General features: G+C 43.9%; 18 protein-coding genes and 2 tRNA genes. 13 read left to right on the top strand and 7 right to left on the bottom strand.

The genetic code is table 11. From position 1 onward, the window contains the following. Positions 1 to 2: 2 nt before the first annotated feature. Positions 3 to 1457, top strand: coding sequence for a SusD/RagB family nutrient-binding outer membrane lipoprotein (locus R2Q85_RS04085; protein WP_316810473.1), 1455 nt, complete (start codon positions 3 to 5; stop codon positions 1455 to 1457). Positions 1458 to 1545: 88 nt separating this feature from the next. Here the strand turns inward: R2Q85_RS04085 and R2Q85_RS04080 are convergent, their stop codons facing one another. Next, positions 1546 to 2445, bottom strand: coding sequence for an LD-carboxypeptidase (locus R2Q85_RS04080; RefSeq protein WP_316810472.1), 900 nt, complete (start codon positions 2443 to 2445; stop codon positions 1546 to 1548). A 40-nt stretch (positions 2446 to 2485) separates the two neighbouring features. On the opposite strand from R2Q85_RS04080, the gene metG reads away from it, so the two are divergent. From metG to R2Q85_RS04045, 7 genes are all read left to right on the top strand, one after another. Further along, on the top strand, positions 2486 to 4594 hold the full coding sequence (metG, locus tag R2Q85_RS04075) for a methionine--tRNA ligase (protein WP_316810471.1): 2109 nt from the start codon (positions 2486 to 2488) through the stop codon (positions 4592 to 4594). A gap of 52 nt (positions 4595 to 4646) precedes the next feature. Beyond that, the gene (locus R2Q85_RS04070; RefSeq protein ID WP_316810470.1) at positions 4647 to 6494 is read left to right on the top strand and encodes a glycoside hydrolase family 2 protein; all 1848 of its coding nucleotides are present in this window, start codon (positions 4647 to 4649) and stop codon (positions 6492 to 6494) included. A 105-nt stretch (positions 6495 to 6599) separates the two neighbouring features. Further along, positions 6600 to 6671: transfer RNA gene (locus R2Q85_RS04065), tRNA-Arg, on the top strand. Between the two features lie 44 nt (positions 6672 to 6715). Then, a tRNA-Val gene (locus R2Q85_RS04060) sits at positions 6716 to 6790 on the top strand. 95 nt (positions 6791 to 6885) lie between these two features. Beyond that, positions 6886 to 8025: a sterol desaturase family protein gene (locus R2Q85_RS04055; protein WP_316810469.1), complete on the top strand. Its 1140-nt coding sequence runs from the start codon at positions 6886 to 6888 to the stop codon at positions 8023 to 8025. Continuing rightward, complete coding sequence (locus R2Q85_RS04050; RefSeq protein WP_316810468.1) at positions 8006 to 8614, top strand: YdeI/OmpD-associated family protein; 609 nt, start codon at positions 8006 to 8008, stop codon at positions 8612 to 8614. Before R2Q85_RS04055 ends, R2Q85_RS04050 begins: the two co-directional genes overlap by 20 nt. Positions 8615 to 8666: 52 nt before the next feature. Next, positions 8667 to 9983, top strand: coding sequence for a BNR-4 repeat-containing protein (locus R2Q85_RS04045; RefSeq protein ID WP_316810467.1), 1317 nt, complete (start codon positions 8667 to 8669; stop codon positions 9981 to 9983). 2 nt (positions 9984 to 9985) lie between these two features. On the opposite strand, the gene R2Q85_RS04040 is transcribed toward R2Q85_RS04045, so the two are convergent. Further along, positions 9986 to 10759, bottom strand: coding sequence for an HAD-IIA family hydrolase (locus tag R2Q85_RS04040; RefSeq protein WP_316810466.1), 774 nt, complete (start codon positions 10757 to 10759; stop codon positions 9986 to 9988). A 105-nt stretch (positions 10760 to 10864) separates the two neighbouring features. Between R2Q85_RS04040 and R2Q85_RS04035 the strand changes: the two genes are divergently transcribed. Next, on the top strand, positions 10865 to 11428 hold the full coding sequence (locus tag R2Q85_RS04035) for a thiamine pyrophosphokinase (protein ID WP_316810465.1): 564 nt from the start codon (positions 10865 to 10867) through the stop codon (positions 11426 to 11428). Continuing rightward, positions 11425 to 11919, top strand: coding sequence for a GNAT family N-acetyltransferase (locus R2Q85_RS04030; RefSeq protein WP_316810464.1), 495 nt, complete (start codon positions 11425 to 11427; stop codon positions 11917 to 11919). The genes R2Q85_RS04035 and R2Q85_RS04030 overlap by 4 nt, the downstream gene beginning before the upstream one ends. Here R2Q85_RS04030 and R2Q85_RS04025 read toward each other — a convergent pair whose 3' ends face one another. Together R2Q85_RS04025 and R2Q85_RS04020 are read right to left on the bottom strand one after the other, a co-directional pair. Then, complete coding sequence (locus R2Q85_RS04025; RefSeq protein WP_316810463.1) at positions 11920 to 12867, bottom strand: M28 family metallopeptidase; 948 nt, start codon at positions 12865 to 12867, stop codon at positions 11920 to 11922. It abuts the gene before it with no gap. Continuing rightward, the gene (locus R2Q85_RS04020) at positions 12864 to 13949 is read right to left on the bottom strand and encodes a DUF4407 domain-containing protein (RefSeq protein ID WP_316810462.1); all 1086 of its coding nucleotides are present in this window, start codon (positions 13947 to 13949) and stop codon (positions 12864 to 12866) included. Before R2Q85_RS04020 ends, R2Q85_RS04025 begins: the two co-directional genes overlap by 4 nt. A gap of 165 nt (positions 13950 to 14114) precedes the next feature. Here R2Q85_RS04020 and R2Q85_RS04015 point away from each other — a divergent pair, with 165 nt between their 5' ends. Together R2Q85_RS04015 and R2Q85_RS04010 are read left to right on the top strand one after the other, a co-directional pair. Beyond that, positions 14115 to 14432 carry a rhodanese-like domain-containing protein gene (locus R2Q85_RS04015; protein ID WP_316810722.1) on the top strand — a complete coding sequence of 106 codons (318 nt, stop codon included), beginning with the start codon at positions 14115 to 14117 and terminating at the stop codon, positions 14430 to 14432. Between the two features lie 2 nt (positions 14433 to 14434). Beyond that, positions 14435 to 14623, top strand: coding sequence for a DUF6358 family protein (locus R2Q85_RS04010; RefSeq protein ID WP_316810461.1), 189 nt, complete (start codon positions 14435 to 14437; stop codon positions 14621 to 14623). Here R2Q85_RS04010 and R2Q85_RS04005 read toward each other — a convergent pair. Then, positions 14610 to 15647, bottom strand: a complete 1038-nt coding sequence (locus R2Q85_RS04005; RefSeq protein ID WP_316810460.1) for a dipeptide epimerase — start codon at positions 15645 to 15647, stop codon at positions 14610 to 14612. The genes R2Q85_RS04010 and R2Q85_RS04005 overlap by 14 nt on opposite strands. An 86-nt stretch (positions 15648 to 15733) precedes the next feature. Here R2Q85_RS04005 and R2Q85_RS04000 point away from each other — a divergent pair, with 86 nt between their 5' ends. Continuing rightward, positions 15734 to 16702, top strand: a complete 969-nt coding sequence (locus R2Q85_RS04000; RefSeq protein ID WP_316810459.1) for a hypothetical protein — start codon at positions 15734 to 15736, stop codon at positions 16700 to 16702. A gap of 6 nt (positions 16703 to 16708) precedes the next feature. Here the strand turns inward: R2Q85_RS04000 and R2Q85_RS03995 are convergent, their stop codons facing one another. Next, a complete protein-coding gene (locus R2Q85_RS03995) occupies positions 16709 to 17326 on the bottom strand; it encodes a rhomboid family intramembrane serine protease (RefSeq protein ID WP_316810458.1) in 618 nt (205 codons plus the stop codon). A 15-nt stretch (positions 17327 to 17341) separates the two neighbouring features. Continuing rightward, on the bottom strand, positions 17342 to 18043 hold the full coding sequence (locus R2Q85_RS03990; RefSeq protein ID WP_316810457.1) for an outer membrane beta-barrel protein: 702 nt from the start codon (positions 18041 to 18043) through the stop codon (positions 17342 to 17344). Between the last annotated feature and the right edge of the window lie 20 nt (positions 18044 to 18063).

The following is an 18063-nucleotide window of genomic DNA, read 5'->3' as shown; positions in this document are numbered from 1 at the left end:
TTATGAAAATTAGAAATAAAATTTTTGCAGGCTCTTTGTTATTGCTTATTGCAATGGCAGGGGTATCGTGCAAAAAGTATCTGGATATAAATTCAAATCCCTTATCTGCTTCTAAAGTAGAGGCGAAATTGCTGTTTGGTTATGCCGTGACGGCCTGGGATGTTAGTAAAAATAGTGGGGATAATTACATCGCGCTTGGCTTTCTTGGGCAAACATTATCTTCAGGTGGAGATTTCTCTGAAAACTGGGGCTCTTCCAACTTGTACAACATCAGTACCAATATCATTGGTAATGGCTGGAAGGTTTATTACAGTACTGCGGGCTTTAACCTGAAGCAGGCAATTAAAGCGGCCGAATCTGCTAAACCTGTAAATAACAATGGAGCTGCACAATGTAAAATTGTACTGGCACAAATATTATTTGAAGCAACGACTCTTTTCGGCGATGTGCCTTATTCTGAGGCCTACGACATTGACAAGTTTCCTTATCCTAAATATGATGCCCAGAAAGATGTGCTGGAATCGTTGATAAAATTATTAGACGAAGCAAATGCCCAGATTGACGTAGCTAGCCCAGAAAAAATTGGAGATTATGATGTTTTTTACAATGGCCAAATGGCCCAATGGAAAAAACTGGCTAATTCCATTAAGTTCAAGATCTTATTGACAATGGTGGATAAAGATCCGAGTAAAGCTGCGGCGATAGGTGCGCTGGCTCAGGCCCCAGCATCTATGATTGCTGCTCCGGCGGATAACTTCAGAGTGTTGTATACAGAGAATACAAATAATGAAAACCCTAAATACAGACTTTTCTTAGGTACCAACCCTTTTACGTATGCAAGTAAAATTGTTACGGACTGGATGGTTCCTAAAAATGATCCAAGACTTCCAAAGTTCTTTGATATTCCTGCTGGGGCGCCAGGGTACATAGGAGTGCCGGCTAATGTGGATGCAGATCCGCAAACTTCATTGATCAGCAAATATCTGTTCAGAAAAACAGCACCATCCCTTATCATCTCTTTCCAGGAAATGTCGTTTTTACAAGCGGAGGTTTATGCAAGGGGTATTGGTGTTGCTAAAAATTTAGTTACTGCCCAGACGTTGTTTAAACAAGGGCTTCAGGCTTCAATGGAGTTTTACCAGGCTGATCCAGCTGCGATCTCGGCATATATGGCATCTGGTGGGGCTTTGGTAAATTTGGTTACCGCTGCCGACCCGGTTAAAGAGATCCATATGGAGCAGTGGATCGATTTAATGGACAGGCCAATCGACGCCTTCTGGCAATGGAGAAGGTCCGGACCAGATGGTAGTGAAGTACCTTTGTTGACGGTACCTTTTGGTGCAACAGCAGGGCCCCTTTTCAGACGTCTGCCTTTGTCGGATGATGAGATCCGTTCAAATCCGAACATTCCAAATCCACAGCCAAAATATACAGATAAGGTTTGGTTTGATTTATAGATTTAAACAAGATCAAGCAAAAATACGAATGGGCTTCCTCAGTTAAGAGGAAGCCCATTTTTTATGGTTATTTAATAATTTCCATTTGTTATGCTAAAGACAAGGCTACATCCTGCCCCGCCACCTCCAGCTTCGCTTGTTTCCCCAGTACCATAGCCCTATTATCCTCAATATGTCCTGTAGGGAATTTAAAACATACAGGGTAATCATATTCCTTCACCATATCCCAGATCACCTGCTCGGGGCTGGCGCCAAAGGGAATGTTTTCGGGGGTAATTTCATTAAAAGCACCCACAATAAGGCCTTTCAGCTTAGCCAGTTTGCCACTGCGTTTAAGCAAACGCATCATCCGGTCTATGGAATATTCATGCTCACCAACATCTTCAATAAACAGGATCTTACCGGTATAATCCATTTCAGACACAGAGCCTTGTACCGAAACCAGTAAAGTTAAATTGCCGCCAATCAATACCCCTTCGGCTTTGCCACTGCGGTTTTCAAAATCGCTGGTATAGCTATAACGCAGTTCACCGCCAAACAAGGCTGTTTTTAAAGATTCCAATGATTCAGGAGTGGCCTCATCAAAGGTATAAGGCATTTGCCCATGGATGCTTTGTGTATTCAGCTTAGCGAAGAGATGGGAAAGCAAGACGGTGATGTCGCTAAAGCCAATAATCCATTTGGGACTGGCCTTAAATTTTGTGAAATCCAGGTCATCTATAATCCTGATGGTACCATACCCGCCCCTTCCGGCGATAATGGCCTTGATTTCCGGGTCATCTAAAAAACCTTGCAGATCAGCGGCTCTCAGCGCGTCATCACCGGCAAACTGATGGTGCCCTGCATGTACCGTTTTCCCTGTAATAACTGTTAACCCCCATTGTTCCAGCACGCTTATGGCACTTTCTATGCTTTTGGGTAATTTTTTGGCTGGGCAGACAATTGCAATTTTGTCGCCTTTTTTTAAATGGGCTGGCTGCTTAATCATAGGTAAAACACTTATCTTTGACAAAATAATAAAAATAGTTTTGGATAACAGTAAAATAAAAAGATATACGGTAACTGCCGCGCTTCCTTATACCAACGGCCCGGTACATATTGGCCATCTGGCAGGTGTTTATTTGCCTGCGGATACTTATGTAAGGTACCTTCGCTCCAATAAAAGGGACGTTAAGTTCATTTGTGGCTCTGATGAAAACGGAGTTCCCATTACGCTTAAAGCTAAAAAGGAAGGGGTAACACCCCAGGTCATTGTAGATAAATACCATAAGATCATCGGCGATTCTTTTAAGGAATTTGGCGTTTCTTTTGACATTTATCACCGTACTTCCTCTTTGATGCACCACCAGACTGCAGCTGACTTTTTTCAAACCTTATATAAAAAGGGGGTTTTTACGGAGGAGGTTACTGAGCAGTATTATGATGAAAAAGCACAGACCTTTCTGGCCGACCGTTATATCACGGGTACCTGTCCGAAATGTGGCAATGAAAACGCCTATGGCGATCAGTGTGAAAATTGCGGCAGTACTTTAAATGCTACCGATCTGATCAATCCGAAATCTACCTTATCCGGAGAGCCGCCTGTAAGAAAAGAAACCAGGAACTGGTTTTTGCCCCTGGACAAATACGAAGATCAGCTGCGGAAATATATTGAGGGACATCAGGAATGGAAACCAAATGTTTTTGGCCAATGCCAGTCCTGGTTAAATGCAGGTTTGCAACCCAGGGCGATGACCCGCGATCTGGACTGGGGCGTTAAAGTCCCTTTAAAAGACGCAGAAGGAAAGGTGCTTTATGTGTGGTTTGACGCACCTATAGGCTACATTTCGGCTACCAGAGAGCTCTTTGAATATGCCCGGCTTGATGTCTGGAACCCAAAGGCTGAAGAATATTACATCAACCAGAGCGAAGTAGAGAAAGGCCGTTGGGAAGATTACTGGAAAGATGAGGAAACCAAGCTGGTCCACTTTATTGGAAAAGACAATATTGTTTTCCATTGTATTATATTTCCGGCAATGCTCATGGCACATGGCGACTATATCTTAGCAGATAATGTGCCTGCCAATGAATTTTTGAATCTGGAAGGACAAAAAATATCTACCTCTAAAAACTGGGCGGTCTGGTTAAATGAATACCTGGAAGAATTTAAGGACAAGCAGGATGTATTGCGCTATGTGTTAACGGCTACTGCGCCTGAAACAAAGGATAACGACTTTACCTGGAAAGATTTTCAGGCCAGGAACAACAATGAACTGGTGGCTATACTGGGTAATTTTATCAACCGGGTGGTTGTATTGACGCATAAGTACTTCGGTGGCAAAGTGCCGATGTGTATGCACATTACACCGGAAGACCAGCAGGTGATGGATGAACTGGCTGCTGCCCCGGCAAAAATCAGTGCCTCGATTGAAAATTACCGCTTCCGGGAAGCCTTAGGCGAGGTGATGAACGTGGCCCGTTTGGGAAACAAATACCTGGCCGATACTGAGCCCTGGAAAGTGATCAAAACGGATGAAGACAGGGTACGCACCATTCTGAACATCAGCTTACAGATTGCGGCCAATTTAGAGATCCTGATTGAACCCTTCCTGCCATTTACAGCAGATAAGCTGATGAAGATGCTGAATTATGGCGGACATACCTGGGAATCGGCGGGTAAAGTAAATTTATTGCACAGAGGGCACCAGTTGAATGAACCGGTATTGCTGTTTGAAAAAATTGAAGATGATGCCGTACAGGCCCAGATCGATAAGCTGAACAAAAGCAAGGCCGATAATACAGCTGCTTCCGCAGTTACAGCGCCTGCAAAAGAGAACATCCAGTTTGAAGCTTTTACCGCTGTTGATATCAGGGTAGCGACCATTATCGCTGCCGAGAAGGTAGAGAAGACTAAAAAGCTGCTAAAACTAACGCTGGATACAGGGATAGATCAGCGAACAGTGGTGTCTGGCATTGCAGAATTTTATAAGCCGGAGGAAGTAATTGGGCAACAGGTAAGCCTGATCGTGAACCTGGCACCGAGAGAGATCAAGGGCATTGTTTCGCAGGGAATGATCCTGATGTCGGAAGATGGGGATGGCAAACTGGCTTTTGTAGCGCCGGTAGCTCAACATCATAACGGTAGTGTGATCAGGTAAAAGATCACACACAAATTGAGATTAAACCTAAACCCAATATAAACCTGATGCTATGACAAGACTAAATCTTAGCTTGCTGCTACTGCTTGTGGTTCATTGTGCGCATGCGCAATGGAAGCCTGTTCCTGGAAAAATTTCAACAGAATGGGCGGCTAAAGTAAACCCATCCGATCCTTTGCCCGAGTATCCCAGACCACAAATGGTCCGTAAAAATTGGGTAAACCTTAATGGATTATGGCAATATGCCATTTTACCCAAAGGCAGTGACCAAATACCGGCAAGCTACACAGGGCAGATCCTGGTACCTTATGCAGTTGAATCTTCATTAAGTGGGGTGGGCAAAACAGTAGGCGAAAACAATGTTTTGTGGTATAACCGCAGCATTGACCTGCCGGCAAAAATGGCTGGAGGAAAATTATTACTTCATTTTGGCGCTGTAGATTGGTCTTGTAAGGTGTACGTAAACGAAAAACTTGCAGGCGAACATGCCGGAGGCTATGATGCCTTTTCTTTCGACATTACTTCCCTGATCAAAAAGGGAGCTAAACAAAACATTTCCGTACAAGTCTGGGACCCTTCAGACGATGGCCCACAGCCCAGGGGAAAGCAGGTTAAACAGCCCAAAGGCATTTGGTATACACCAGTTACAGGAATATGGCAAACAGTATGGCTGGAAAATGTGCCTCAAACTTATATTGTAGCTACTAAACAAACACCTGATATAGATAAAAAGCAATTGGCTGTCCGCGTTGAAATAGCTGATCTACAATCCGGCGATCAGCTGGAAGTTAGCGCCTGGGAAGGCGCTAAGCAGGTAGCTTTGCTGAAATCCGCAGATCCGAAGGGGGATCTGGTCCTGAACATCCCTGACCCCAAACTATGGTCGCCAGCATCGCCATTTCTATATGACCTGAAAGTTGCGGTTAAAAGAAAAGGGAAAACGATTGATGAGGTTGGATCATACTTTGGAATGCGTAAATCTGCTATGGCTAAGGATGCCGCCGGTATACAAAGGATGATGCTGAACAATCAGTTTGTATTTCAATACGGCCCTTTAGATCAGGGCTGGTGGCCAGATGGTCTTTACACGGCCCCAACGGATGAGGCATTAAAATTTGATATTGAAAAAACGAAGGCCCTGGGATTTAACATGATCCGTAAGCACGTTAAAGTAGAGCCGGCCAGGTGGTATTACCATTGCGATAAAATGGGCATGCTGGTATGGCAGGATATGCCAAGCGGCGATACCGGCGGAAATGTCTGGGATGCGAAGCCAGGTTTCATCACTGGTGGTCAGCTGGATAAAGACCGTAGTCCGGAATCGGAAAACATTTTCAGAAAAGAGTGGAAAGCCATTATGGACCAGTGCCACAATTACCCGAGTATTGTGTCCTGGGTTCCTTTTAACGAAGCATGGGGACAATTTAAAACCAAAGAAATTGTAGACTGGACAATGAAATATGATCCCTCCCGCCTGGTAAACGCAGCAAGCGGCGGTAATTATTTTATGGGCGCAGGACAGGTATTCGACCTGCACATTTATCCGGCTCCCGCGATGCCTGATCCTGCAATTTATGGTGCCAGACAAGCTTTGGTATTGGGTGAATTTGGCGGATTGGGGCTGCCGGTTGAGGGGCATACCTGGCTGGACAAGGGCAACTGGGGATACCAGAGCTACAAGAACAAGGAAGACTTGTTTAAACAGTATACCAAGTTTATCAGCGCTATTCCTAAATTGATCCGTTTGGGCTTATCTGCTGCGGTTTATACCCAGACAACGGATGTGGAAATAGAAACCAATGGCCTCTTTACGTATGATAGAAAGGTGTTAAAGATGCCTTTGGAAGGGATGTATCAGCTACATCGGCAGTTGTACGATGCATCGCTTGTGAAATGGTAATCCCATCAAATTAAACAGCAAATTAAGAGGTTTTTTTCTTTGCCGCTATTTAAACAAAGGGTTTTATTGTTATATTTGCGACCGTTGCTTTTTAAGGTAACGATTGGTTTCGTAGTTCAACGGATAGAATAGAAGTTTCCTAAACTTTAGATATGGGTTCGATTCCCGTCGAGACCACAACAAAGCCTTTTAGAAGATCTGAAAGGCTTTGTTACTTGAGCGGGAATTTAGCTCAGCTGGTTTAGAGCACTACCTCGACAAGGTAGGGGTCGCTGGTTCGAGTCCAGTAATTCCCACAGAAACCCCAGCTTGCCTGGGGTTCTTCAGTATTGCCCTCTTTTTTATATCTTCACGTATAAATAACCTGCGAAAAACTAAATTACCATTTTTTATGTCACCTAATAAGCGTTTAAAAGTTGGCCAGGGCCAAATCAGCGGATACATTTCTATTTTTTTATCCATACTGGTATTGCTTGGAATCTTCTGCTTCCGTTATCCTGAACAGTTAACTACCCCTGAATTCAGAGCAATATATACTAAAGAGAGTATGGAAACTTTAATGGCGGGAGGCATCATCGCCACGTTTTTCTTCGCGCTGCTTAGTTTAATCCTTAGCAAGCGTATAAAATGGGCACTGATCGGCTCTGGAATTGCGGGGATCGCTATTCTTTTAGGTGCTTTTACCGTAGAAGGCCGGGCTGTGGAAAAGACAAGCTGGCATTTTGGGCTGGATTGGATGCTGCTCGATTTGCTGCTCATGACGGCTATTTTTATTCCCCTGGAACTTTTCTTTCCTAAAAATAAATCACAGACTAAGTTTCATGAAGAATGGCGGACCGATCTGATGTATTTTGTGATCAGTCATCTTTTTATCCAGTTTTTTGGCATTGTGACCCAAAAACCTGCTGTATTGTTCTTTGGTTGGATCGGTTTAGACAAAGTACATGACTGGGTACAGGGCTTACCTTTTTTACTGGCCTTATTTCTGGCTTTTTTTACAACAGACCTTTTCCAATATTGGGCACATCGCTTTTTTCATACGCGGGTGTACTTGTGGAGGTTTCACTCGATACACCATTCTACAAAAAGCATGGATTGGTTAGCGGGTAGCCGCACCCATTTTATGGATATATTTTTTACCAGGGCCATGACTTTTATCCCCTTGTATATCCTGGGCTTTTCTTCCACCGTTTTTAATGTATACATTATTTTTATAGCCATTCATGCGGTTCTTATACATGCCAATACCCGCGTTAATTTTGGGTTTTTAAAATACATATTTACTACTCCTCAGTACCATCACTGGCATCATTGTGAAGATCCTAAGTATTATGGGCATAACTTTGCATCGATATTTCCCTTTATTGATATGATATTCGGTACATATTACCTTCCTGGTAAGAAATGGCCGGCCGGAACAGGAGTACATGAAGCTCAATATCCTAAAGGATTTGTAAAACAATCAATTTACCCTTTTACAAAAAGTCCGTTTGATACAGATTTGAATATGGATGAACGTAGCGAACGGTAGTATAGCCATGAGTTTATCAGAAGTAGAAATTTTTTATGCCAGGAGCATTGCAGACTGGAGGAAATGGTTGGCTAAAAATCACCTTTCCAAACAGGCTGTATGGCTGGTTTGCTACAACAAAAATTCCGGTAAAAAATCAATAACCTGGAGTGAATCGGTAGAAGTAGCTTTATGTTATGGTTGGATAGATAGCAAGAAAATAAAGATTGACGATCAGAGCACCCATCAGTTTTTCAGCAAGCGAAAAGCCAAAAGCACCTGGTCCAAAATCAACAAGGTTAAAATTGCCCGGCTTATTGAAGAGGATTTGATGACTGAAGCCGGGTATAAGAGCATTGACATTGCAAAACAAAATGGTTCCTGGACAATTTTAGATAGTGTTGAAGAACTAATTATTCCTGAGGATCTGCATGCTGCGCTTAAAAGCAAATCAGTTGCCAGTGATTTCTTTGAAGGGCTTAGCAGGTCCTCAAAAAAAGCGATGCTTCAATGGCTCGTACTTGCGAGAAGACCAGAAACAAGGCAAAAGCGCATTGCCGAAATAATAGCATGCGCAGCGCAAAAATTAAAACCGAAACACCTGCGATAATGAGTCCTGATTTTTTATTGCAGCAGGCCAGATAAAAGCTTAAACTGTATTCATGAAAAGAAAAAAAGCGGATAAATTTAAGGAAGAACAATTTTGTGTCAGCTCAAAAATGAGGGTTGTATGTGCACTTTTAATGTTCTTTAGCAGCCTGTCCATATTTGCCCAGCAGAAATCTTCTACTTATGAGGCCCTGGCGGGAGATGCTTCCTGGTGCTGGTTTTCAGATCCCAGGGCGGTTTATTACAAAGGCCGGACGGAAAGCATTTACTTTTCCTACATTACCAGCAAGGGCGATGTAATGATCAGCGCCAGGAACCAGAAAACGAAAGTCGTTGCTGATTTTGTACTGCATCCGCAGCTACAAGTGGACGACCATAATGTACCCTCCATTTTATTTCTGCCTGATGGAAAAATGCTCGTTTTTTATACAGAGCACAATGGCCGGTTTTTTATGCGTAAAAGTAAAAATGCGGAAGACATTAGCAGTTGGGAAGAAGAAAGGGTAATCCCCTTTGGTGGCAACAAGATTACCTATAGTCATCCGGTCATGCTTAAAGGAGAACACAACCGGATCTATATGTTTTGGCGGGGATCAGACTGGCGGCCAACAATGGCCTACAGCGATGATCTGGGCGATACCTGGAGCAAAGCCGTTGGGTTAATTGAAAGCAAGGGCTTAAAAAACAGGCCCTATCTGAAAGTTTGCTCAGATCATCAAAACCGGATTGATTTTGCTTTTACGGATGGGCATCCGGGTGTTGAAACCAGCAATTCAGTATACCATATGTATTATGAGAAAGGGAATTTTTATCAAACCAATGGGGAAAGCATTAAATCAATTTCCCAGTTGCCCATTGTGCATAGCGATGTAAAAAAAGTGTATGATGCCCGGGCTACAAATATCAGGTCCTGGATTTCTGATGTTGCTCTTGATAAGAACAAAAGGCCCGTACTTGTATATACCCGCTATCCAGAGCAAACAGATCACAGGTATCATTATGCAAGCTGGAATGGCAAACACTGGCAGGATGAAGAATTGACTAAGGCCGGAGGTTCTATGTGCATCGTACCTGCCGGACAAAAAAATACAGAGCCAAATTATTCAGCCGGGATTTCACTGGATCATCAGGACCCCTCAAATGTTTATATGGCACTACAGGTAAATCATGTTTTTGAAGTCCAGCATTGGAAAAAAACAGCCATGAAATGGCTGATAAACGCCATTACAGCCAACTCAGAAGAAAACAATTACCGGCCCTGTGCAGTAGTCAACACGCCTGCAAAGAAACCAGTCATTTTATGGATGAGCGGACAATATCAGCATTACACCAAATTTAACACTAAACTAAGGGTTTATGACCGGAATTGAGGCTACCACCATTTCAGCGGAAATTCCAGCTGGTCTACAGAGCTGACAACCAGGTCCGGTTTAAAAGCATACTGACTTAAACGTTCCTTTTTGGCGATGCCGGATAAAACCAAAATGGTTTTATAACCCATTTGCACACCACCCTGTATATCGGTTTCCATCGTGTCGCCAATTACCGTAGTTTCTGCAGTTTCCAGACCCAGATATTTCCTGGCCGAACGCATCATAACCGGGCTTGGTTTTCCAATTACAAAAGCTTTGCGACCGGTAGCCTCTTCTATCATGGCTGTAGTGGCGGCAATGCCCAGGTTGCTCCATCCCGGTTTTTTAGGAGATGGGTCCTGGTTGGTGGTGATGAACTTGGCCCCGGCCAGGATCATGTCTACCGCGCGTTGTACCATTTCCAGGGTAAAGTTCCGGCCTTCTCCCAATACCACAAATTCCGGATCGGTATTGACCAGGTTGATGCCGTTTTCATGTAAACTGGTAATCAGGCCACCTTCACCCAATACATATGCAGTACCATTGGCCGCCTGATCGCCCAGAAATTTACCGGTTGCCATTGCACTGGTGTACACATGTTTTTCAGTTACCGATATGCCCAGTAGTTTTAATTTCCGAACCACATCAAGTGGGGTGCGCTGGCTGTTGTTGGTCATGAAGGTAAAAGGGATGTTGTTCTTGAGCAATCCCGCAATAAATTTATCAGCACCATCTATCAGCGTTTCCCCGCTGTAAATAACGCCATCCATATCAATTAAAAGTCCGTGTTTCATGCTATTCATTTATACTGCAAAGATGCATATATCCATTTAATGTTGATGTTAATAAATTTAATCTTCAGAAATTTTCCCGCAGCTTTGTTTTTATATATTTGTTGTATGTCATCACACCATATCATCAGGGAAAAACAGGAGCCCGCACTCTATATCCATCAGCTGGGCGATTTTAATGAAGAATACCTCGGGCAGCTTTTAGAGTGGAGCCCCACACTGATCGTCAGCGAAGCGGTTTACGAAAAGGCCATTAGTATGGGCTTAAAAGTAGATGCAGTGGTTACTTTAAATGCACAGGCTGCTTTTCAGGAAAACACCAAGGTGATCAGTGCCAGAACAGAAGAGCTGGATGCCGTACTAGACTACCTGATTGCCGAGCAATATCCTGCGGTAAATGTGATCGATACAAAAAGTAATTTAAGAGAGCTGGGCAGTTACATTGATGCGCTTAATATTGTCGTGTTTACCACCACAGAAAAGGCCTATGCCATAAAAAGCGGCTTTAAGGTATGGAAACCAAAAGGCAGTATTTTTAAAATAGAAGTGCTCTCTTATTTTGAAACCAGTAACCTGCGACAGGAAGAAAACGGAGATTTTACCGTTATTAATGATGGTTTTGTGGAGTTTAGTTTCAACACGGAATACTTATTCATTAGTGAGTTGTTATGATCATTTTAAGAAAAGCGAAAGAGGCGGACATCCCATCGATCCAAAACATCGCCAAAAAAACCTGGCCTCAGGCTTACGGGGGCATCATCACCGCCGAACAGATCAGCTACATGCTTGACAAAATGTACAATAAAGGCGAGCTGCTTTCCCAGTTTCAGGAGGGGCACTATTTTTTAATCGCCGAGGAGGATGACAAAGACCTGGGCTTTGCAGGTTTTTCGGCAACTGATTCCAGGAACGGGGTGTATAAGCTGCACAAGTTATATGTATTGCCCGAAACGCATGGGATGGGCGTAGGTAAATTGCTGATCAATGAGGTGGTAGATGTGATCAGGGCTGCAGGAGGGAAATTCCTGCAACTGAATGTGAACAGGGACAATAAGGCAACCGAATTTTATAAAAAAGCAGGTTTCACCATCAAAGAAACCGTTGATCTGGATATTGGTAATGGTTTTTTGATGAATGATTATGTAATGGAGATGCCCATTTAGTCATTGCTTTTCTACCAGCTTAGGGATCCGCACAGGTGTATCTGTCCCTTTTACTATGCTGATCGCACTTTTGGCAATGGCCTTAATGGTAGCCAGGATATTCTGCGTGTCTAAAGTGCTGTATTCATCCTTTACGGTATGGTAAAATGGATCTTTGTCAATCTGATCTGTGCTGATGGTATGCGCCGGGACACCTAAGGCTGCTAAAGTAGCATTGTCACTCCTGTAAAAGAGTTGCTGGGCAGTATAAGGATCGGGATGGAAGGTGAATTCGGTACCCGCAAGGTTCTTTTGTAAGATCTTGCCGAAATCTGACTTGTCGTAGCCGGTAATGAATGCCGTGTTTTTTCCAAATTTACTTTCCTTACCAATCATCTCTATGTTAAACATGGCCACTACTTCGTCGGGGTTCAGTTTTTTGGAGAAATATTTGGAACCAAAGCCCCCGATCTCTTCGGCAGTAAACGCGACAAATATCAGCGTGCGCTCATTGTTGTTGAGCTGCTTGTAATACTTTGCCAGTGCAATTACAGCGGTTGTGCCCGAGGCATCGTCATCGGCACCATTGGCAATGCTGTCCTGCAGGTCGCCTTTTACAATACCCAGGTGGTCGTAATGACCTGAAAATACCACAATTTCTTTGGCTTTAGATTTGCCCGGGATCATTCCGGCCACATTAAACAAGGCTTTACCATCCTTTTCAAAGGATTGTCTGAAGCCCGTTTCCCCGATTAAAGGCTGCAGGCCAATACTTTTGAATTCGGATTCAATAAAAGCCGCGGCTTTATCAATACCCGGAGTATACAACCCGCGGCCTTCCATGTCATCATTGCTCAGGGTTTTAATTAAATGGTCAACATATCCGGTACTGATGATTTTATTGATGTCCTGGGCCCAGCTGAACTGGGTGAATAACAAAAACATTAAAGTGTAGCCAAGCTTTTTCATCCTTCGTATAGTTTGTTTTTTCTTCGTTCGATTTCCGTATGCACACGGGTTTCGTGTACACCATCTATCACCTCAATTTCAAAATCCTTGTCTTTGTCCGATTCATACACCTGTGCCGTTTCCACATTTTCTATCGTTCTGTCGTAAGGACCCCGGCTGCTCATCAGCTTCACAAAAACAGGTAAACATTCGAAAAATATGAATAATAATCCAATAAAAGTTACGGCAAGATAGGTACTCGTGTCGCGCGTGCCGTCCCGGTTAAAACTCAGCTGTCCCAGGGCCCAGTTGCGGTCGGCAAAGCCGGCGATGCTGGTCAGGCTGTCCAGCTGTTTCCCGGTATATAATTTTTCCGTCATCAGGCCGTCAAACTGTTTCCTGCCAGCCACAAAAGCTTCCTGCTGACGCACACTGGCCGTTAAGGTATCCAATTCCTGCTCACGCTGTTTCAGTTCGGTTTCTTTTCTTTTGGCATAAGGGCCATAGCCCATGATGCCCGAGGTTTCCTCCGTCTTGTTCCCGAAAATCTCAAAGTTCAGTTTTTTCCGGTCTGCTTTGATGGCGCTGGCCATGGAATCCCTTTGCGCCTTGCTCTCCCCCAGCTTAACCATTTCTATGCGGTATTTATTTTCAAATGCTGCATTCAGGGTGTCAATTTTTGAGCGCTGGTTGTTCAGGTAACTTACTTTTAAACGTTCTTTGATCTCTTTATCAAATATTTTTAGCTCCAGCGGGCGTGATATGACAATTCCGATCATGATGGCCAGCAAAATACGGGGTGTTGCCTGTAAGACCTGTTTATTGGTGCTGGCGCTCTTGTTGATGCTGGACACAATGTAGCGGTCCATATTAAAAATAGCCAGTCCCCAGATCAGGCCAAAGAACAAAGCAAAAAGTACCGCGCCGCTATCCCCTTTAAAAACAAAATACATGGCGTAACCGCCCGAAAGTGCAGCAAACAGGCCGGTAAAAAAAATGGTGGCACCAATACCAATATATTTGTTGTGTTCTGTGGGGTGTTTTTCTAAGGTAGAAAGGTGTGCCCCTGAGCAAAACCAGAAGAAACGGGATATCGCGTTCATGATGTGGGTTCAATTTAATGAAGACTACTATTTAAACGCCCGGGTTACCAAGTTGTTACAGAATTTTTTCAGATGCTGGGGGCAGCGTCATCAGAAATCAATAAATGCGGCAATAATTCCGGATGACAGCCGATTTAATTATCTTTGAAAAAATCAAATGACATGATAAAAGAAATAACCGTTGAGGAACTCAAAGAAAAGATTGACAATAAAGAAGATTTTCAGTTGATTGACGTCAGGGAAACATTTGAGTATGAGACCTCCAACCTGGAAGGCCTTAACATCCCTTTAGCCGGAATTTTAATTGAGGCTGATAAAATTGCGCAGGACAAACCGGTGATCATCCATTGCAGAAGCGGAAAAAGAAGTGCGGCAGCCGTAATGCAGTTAGAGCAGCAATTGGGTTTAACCAATTTATATAACCTGCAAGGTGGTATCCTTGCCTGGCAGGAAGCTTTTGACCCTGAAATGCCTGTTTACTAAGCATGGGAAAGAAAATCGCTTTAAACGTTTTTTATAACCTGGGCCTTATCGTTTCCATTTTTGGGGTGGTATGGGGGTATAACAACACCAAGTATTTAGCCATAGCCCTGTTTGTGGTTACGGGCGCCTTTTTTCTTTATTTAAAGCTGCAGCTGGTAAAGGAAATGCGCAATACACTTAAAAAGAAGTAAACAATCCGGGATCTATCCCCCTTAGTCCAAGCCCTGGCAATGCACTGAGCTGGTATTTGCCCTCAACCATTGCCGGGGCCTTAAAAGGATTGTTTGTGGTCAGCCATGGCCCGTCCAGGTCTGCCCAGTCGCACAATGGGGCAAGTGCAATCCCTGCCTGTGTAGCACAGGAGGTTTCACTCATGCAGCCAATCAACACTTTCATGCCAAAAGACCGCGCCTTCAGGATCATCTGCTGCCCTTCATACATCCCTGTACTTTTCATCAGTTTGATGTTGATGCCATGATAGGCCCCCTTTAAGCTATCCATATCTGCCAGCCGCTGTACAGCCTCGTCTGCCAGAATCGGGATCGGGCTCCGGGCCGTAAGCCAGGCATTGCCCTCCAGGTTGGTTTTGTCCATGGGCTGTTCAATCAACTGTACACCCTGGTCGTGCAGCCAGTAGATCATATCTATAGCCTGTTTTTTATCTGCCCAGCCCTGGTTGGCATCCACATACAGCGGCAAATCGCTTACGCTCCTGATGGTATTGATCAGTTCTTTGTCGTTGTCCCTGCCCAGTTTTATTTTAAGCACTTTAAAGCCTTTGGCATCTGCTACTTTTTCCCTGATCACCTCCGGGCTGTCAATGCCAATGGTATAGGAGGTGACAGGCATTTTAGCCGGATCGGCACCGTAAATTTCGTAACAAGGCCTGTTTAGCAGTTTTCCGTTCAGGTCATTGAGGGCAATATCAATGGCCGCTTTTATAGCCGGGTGGCCTTTTTCCAGGCTGTCCAGGTATTGGATAATCTCCTCAAAATTAAAGGGGTGTACAAATCTGTTCCAGTCTACCTGCTGTAAAAATTTAACCGCCGTTTCTATACTTTCGCCCATATAAGGCACCATTGAAGCTTCACCGTAACCCTGTACATTTTCATAACTCAGCCTGATCAGCATAATGGGGGTACTGGTCCTCGAAAATTTGGCAATGGCAAATGGATGTTTCAATTCCAGGTTATAAGCGGTATAAGCAAGTTTCATGGATCAAATGAATTTGGTAATTTAAAGGTTAAATAAAAGCGTGCGGGGGCTAATGTAAAAATAATATACCTAATATTGTGCCTTTTATGAGTAGCATGATATACCAGCCCTTTAAAAATTTCGACTTTAAATATAAAAACTGTTTTTTAAGCGGAGATACCTTTAATACACCGATTGAGGAGCTCAGTATCCTACCAGAGTGGTTGCTGAAATTGGCTAACTTTAGCGGAGAAGAGCAGATCAAGCTGCTGGATGAGAGTGTGCGTTCGTACAATGCGCTGAAAGTTCCCTGCAATACAGAATTATCCGGCCATTTTATACAGCCGCTGGAGGAAAAAATCTCTGCTGCTTTTGCAAATGGTTATGCAGGCGTGTCTGAACTGGATGAAGCTGATCTTTTCAAGTGGATCGGCAGATTTATGTACAGCCTGATCTATATTGAAATGAATGCTGCGGTACGTTTACAACAGCTGAGTGCCGACGGGGTAAATATGTCCCAGGGACTGATGCATAAATTTGGCAACCTGCATACCATGATCCAGAGCATTTACCTGGATGTGGTATTTGAAGATTTTAAGCCCTGGTCTATCCTGGTGGTGCCGCTTGAAGATCAGGATACCCCGTTCAGCTTCCGCGATGAGATCAATACCCTTACCTTTTCACTGAAACTGAAAGATTTTGGCATTATTGCCTGTTTGCAGGATAACGGCACCAATAAAAAATATCACCAGGAATTGCTGGAGCAGATTGCCGGATCGCCTTTGTCTGCAGTGCAGTTTGAAGAACTTTGTGCACGCTTCTTTTATTCGGCCTACCTGTTTAACCGTCTGCCCGAATACGCCATTATGCCGGTTGAAGGGGCAATATACATTGATGCTATGCCATTGAAAGGGACACTGAACAAAGCCTTGTTTGACCACTGGCAACATAAAACCTATGCACAGGTATTACAGGATTTCTGGAAACCCTGGGGGCATACCCTGTTCGAGATCATCAAAGACCCGACAAAGCCGATAAGTTATTTTAATCCGCCTGCCTTACCAGAAACCCATTAAATTATCTTAACCAATTTTGGCCAATATCAACGAAAGGAAGTTAGGGATGGTGCCTGGTACTACCAATACCGTTACAATCATTCCGGCCAGCGCTCCAAAAAAGTGGGCATCGTGATTGATGTTGTCCCTGGACTGCTTGGAGGCATACACACAATAAACCAAATACAATGGCCCAAAAATTATGGCCCAGATGGGAATTGGCAAGGGGAATATCATCATTCGGGAAAATGGATCAAATAAAATAAAGCTGAACAGTACCCCACTAATGGCGCCTGAGGCACCCAGGCTATTGTACCACATGTCGTTTTTATGTTTCATCACCGAGGGGATATCGCTCAGGATTAAGCTAATAAAATACACCATCCCAAACTGCCAGGAACCGATCATTGCTTCCAGCCTGAAGGCAAAGAAAAAGAAGGTCATCATGTTAAAGATGAGGTGCATCCAATCCGCATGGATCAATCCGCTGGTAATTAAGGTATACACTTTATGCCGGCGCGAAACGCTGTATGGGTGCAGCATAAATTTGCCATACAGGCTGTTGTCGTTAAACGCGTAAATACTGGTTACGATGGTAAAAAGAAAGACGATTGAGGCAACAGGTGTATCTATTAAATATTCCATTTCGATGATTTCCGGCTAATATAGCGATTTTATGGAGAGTCCCATCGGGCCGAAATAATACTTTAAACCAACCGAAATGTAGGTATACACATCCGGCTTGCCACTTTTAAACTTAATGGGTGAGTCATTGTAGCCGTCAAGGCCCTCACCCAGTGTAATGTTGGCCTGGTAATTCAAGTTGAAGCCATACCTGGTATAACCCGAGCGGTCCGGAAAATTAAAGGTAATGCCTGCGTTTAAAGGGACCAACAGGTCTTTAGAACTGTCGCTTCCCGGGAATATATAACCATCATCAGGCTTTTCGCGCACAACAAACTTCATCTTGTTCATGATTACCCCTGCACCCGCACCAGCATATAGTCCTTTTATGGCATTGGTAAAGCCAGTCCGCCTGTAATCGATGATGGCACCCAGGTACAGCCTGGCATTTAGTGAAAAGGCCTTATAGCTGTTGATGAACTGTCTTCTGTTGGGATCCTCGTTCACGTCGCCCCCATTCACTTCACCCATCTGGCCTTCGGCGCCAAAACTGACAAAGGGGGTAAAGTAATAGTCAAAGCTGCCGTAGCCTGCTGTTCCGAAATCATGCTTGGCCAGATCGGCAAATGACTGCGTAACTCCAAATCCGCCGCCTATTCCCAGTTTGTAAAAGTTAGATTGTGCTGCAGCATTTACATATAGTAAAACGGGCAGTAAGAGGGTTAAAATTGTTTTCAAGGGATCTTCTTTAAATTTTT

The sequence above is a fragment of the Pedobacter heparinus genome (assembly GCF_032678725.1).
Classification (GTDB): domain Bacteria; phylum Bacteroidota; class Bacteroidia; order Sphingobacteriales; family Sphingobacteriaceae; genus Pedobacter; species Pedobacter heparinus_A.
Note: the sequence above shows the minus strand (reverse complement) of the source record. Positions and strands in the feature narration are given on the sequence as shown.